Origin of the sequence: Mycobacterium arosiense ATCC BAA-1401 = DSM 45069 (genome assembly GCF_002086125.1) — a bacterium.
Taxonomy (GTDB): Bacteria; Actinomycetota; Actinomycetes; order Mycobacteriales; family Mycobacteriaceae; genus Mycobacterium; species Mycobacterium arosiense.
In genome coordinates this window covers 1-3,274 of sequence record NZ_MVHG01000167.1, presented here as the reverse complement: position 1 = coordinate 3,274, position 3,274 = coordinate 1, and the positions used below count along the sequence as shown (strand labels likewise).

The window sequence follows — 3,274 nt, the reverse complement described above, 5'->3', positions numbered from 1 at the left end:
TCGCCGTCGTCTACCGCGGCGCAGCAGTCCTACGCGCCATCACCCTCTGGCTACCCCATTTGTCAGACACGCCCTAGACGCAATCCGTGCAGACGGGTTGGCCATTGGTGCTGCTGGCGAGTCGACTTTTGTGTTCGACGAGAAAGCAGCGAGCGCAGATGAATTCGTCGGCTTGCTGGGGAAGGACCTGGGTTTAGAGTACTTCGCCGGAGAGGTCTGCGCCGGGCAATTCGATGGGATCGGCGGTGTCGGTGTCCTCGTCGAGGAGTAAATCCTGTCCGCCGACGCGGTCTGGACGCAAGAAGCGAAGTGAATCGCCCTCCAATACTTCGGCATTCGTCGAGCGGGGTTTATCGTAATCAGTGGCCATGGCGAGTCGCTTTCAGAATGAGAAATAGGAATACTTAACCCGCTACTGACTGCGGTTGAATCGTCGGCCCAGGTATTCGGTCCGGCAGGCGTTGCGGGCCAGCTTGCCGCTGGTTGTGCGCGGAATCGCCCCGGCGGCCACAAGTTTGATGTCGGCAACGCGGATGTGGTGCTCACGTGCGATCGCTGCTCGCAGCGCATCCAGGATCGGGGCGGGGTCGGCGCGGCCCGCACCTGCGGCGCGTTCGGCCACGATGACGAGTTGCTCTGCGGTCTTGCCGTCGCCCGATGATTCCAGCATGTCGTTGGAAACCGAGAAGGCGGCGACGTAGCCGCTGCGGATGGCGGTTGAAGCCTGGCTGACCGTGGTTTCGATGTCGTGGGGGTAGTGGTTGCGGCCGTCGATGATGATGAGGTCTTTAATCCGTCCGGTCAGATACAGTTCGCCGTCAACGTAAACGCCGAGGTCCCCGGTCGCCAGCCAGCAGCCGTTATCCGGGGCGCCCTCAGCGTGGCTGCCGTCCTCTAGGCGTGACTGCAGTTTGTTGCCGAAGACACGCTGTGTTTCATCTTCTCGGCCAAAGTATCCACGACCAATATTGTTGCCATGCAACCAGATTTCCCCGATCATACGGTCGGGAACCTCGGCGCCGTCGGGGTCGACGATCACGGCCCACTGATTAGGGATCGGTTGGCCACAAGAGACGTAGGCGACCGCGCCTGGCGTTGTCGCCGCGACGGGGACCGCGCGACCTGCGCCGAGTTGCTCACGATCAAGATGGATCGCACTGGCTTTCGCGTCTTGGGCGATGCTAGCTACCGAGAGTGTCGCTTCGGCCATTCCGTAGGACGGCTTTACCGCGGTGGCGGGCAGACCATAAGGGGTGAACGCGGTAGTGAATTTGTTGATGGCGGACATCGTCACCGGTTCAGACCCGTTGAGTAGACACACAACATTGCTCAGATCCAGTGAGTCGCCTTTTGGTGGTAGACCGCGTTCGGCGGTGAGCTCGAAGGCGAAGTTCGGTGCGGCGGCAAAGGTGCGCCCGTATCGACCCTCGGCGCCGAGCTGCTTGATCCATCGGTAGGGCCGCCGCAGGAATGCCATGGGATCCATCAGCGTGATGGATTCCCCGAACAGCGCGGGGAACATGATCATGATCAGACCCATGTCGTGATACAGGGGCAGCCAGCTCACGCTGCGGACTCGCAAGTCCAGCCCACCCGCCAAGACCATCTGTATGACGTTGGTGCAGACCGCGCGGTGGCTGATTTCCACCCCCGCTGGCGTGCGTGTTGAGCCGGAAGTGTACTGCAGGTAGGCGACATCATTGGTATCACGCGCTACGTCGGAAAAGCTCGAACCGAGTAGTTCTGGCACGGCGTCGACCGCGATGAGTCGTGGACGCTGCCGGGGCGGCAGGTCTCTGATAAACCGGCGGATCGGCTCGGCGGCCTCGGTGGTGGTCAAGACTGCGGCGGGTTGGGCATCGGCCATCACCGCCGTTAAACGCTCGGCATGCCCGGACAAAGTCGGCGCAAAGAGCGGGACGGCGACGTTGCCGGCGTGGAGCGCGGCGAAGAAAGCTGCAACGTAGTGCAAGCCTTGTGGGGCAACGACCGCCACTCGATCACCGGGCGAGGTGACTTGTTGCAGGCGGGCGCCGATGGCGCGTACTTGTGACCACAGCGCGTTCCAGCTCAGATTAACGGCCTGCCCGTCCTGCTCCTTGGCGTAGTCAATGAAGCGGTAGGACGGGCGCTCCCCGAAAGTCGCTCGGTTGTGGTCGAGAAACGATGTCAGGGTCGCGCCGTCGGGCACCACGATCGTGCCATCGGCAAGAACGTAGTCCGCAATATCGCCGACTGCAGCTGGGCCACCACGGTGCGACAACCGACTCTCCACCACGATGAGAAGAATAATAGCTAAGCTAACTACATGCATCTGCCGCGGGGCATGAAAAGGATCACACTCGTGACAGTGGCAGCGGCGTTGTTGGCGACACATCGATGGCCGACGCTGCCGCCTCCGTCCCTCGGTATGTCGACCGCTCATGAAATTTGTTGCTGTACACGGCTATAAGCAATATGGCGGACTTTATCTGACATAATGTCGCTTATCGGCGTTAGCCTAAAGCCGAGCTCGAGCCAGTGGCAGCGGCGATCTGGTGATTGTTGTGGTTTTGCAGTCGATCTCCGACTTTTCCACTAGATCGCCGACTGGCGCATAGAGGTTTTCAGTCATTCGCCCACCACGCTGTCCGATTTGTGACAACGCCTTTTCTAGCGTGTTGCGTGATCTGCTTACGCGCGCTCTGGCCTCATACCCACGCGCGCTCTTTTTCGTCACGGTGACGTATTGACACTGCGATTCAGGGTGCCCAAACTGCCGCACATGCGTCGCAGCTACTCTGCCGAATCACCTTCCCAAGCAGCGACTTCCCCGCCGGATAGCGGTCCATCGAAGTCTTCTGGCACATCGATATTCGGGAGCTGCCCGAATGTCCGCAAACCTGGTCGCGTTAGAGCGGGTTCATCCCATGCCTGCGCCATCAGTGCCGAGTCGTCGAGATCCCGACAACGTTCGGCGGCGCGGCGCAGATCATCAGTTGTAATCCGCTTGCGCGTAGATGGGTCCGAGAATTCATTGTTCGTTGACGGCGTTTGGTTGCACATATTGCGGCGACCTGACGTTTGTTCGGCGTTGGTGGATAGGCGGGCCCCTCCAAGCGTATCCCTTTCGTCACCGTGACGCTTTTCTCTGTGGCGCGTCCACCTGATGGTCGCGAACGCTGGCTGGTCCGGCAAGCCGAACCAGCCGGCGCTGTTGTCCGTTGACATCCGATGTGATGTATTGCCACCGTATCTGCGGTATCGGCGTGTCTTTGCCAATCTATCCGAGGTA

General features: G+C 60.5%; 1 protein-coding gene and 2 pseudogenes. All 3 read right to left on the bottom strand.

Annotated elements, in window-relative coordinates:
* Positions 1-73: 73 nt before the first annotated feature.
* Positions 74-370 (bottom strand): annotated as a pseudogene (locus BST14_RS27695) (DUF4193 domain-containing protein).
* A gap of 42 nt (positions 371-412) precedes the next feature.
* Positions 413-2,278 carry a fatty acyl-AMP ligase gene (locus BST14_RS27690; protein ID WP_245845807.1) on the bottom strand — a complete coding sequence of 622 codons (1,866 nt, stop codon included), beginning with the start codon at positions 2,276-2,278 and terminating at the stop codon, positions 413-415.
* Between the two features lie 497 nt (positions 2,279-2,775).
* Positions 2,776-3,274, bottom strand: a pseudogene (locus tag BST14_RS29930) (hypothetical protein); the annotation flags it as partial.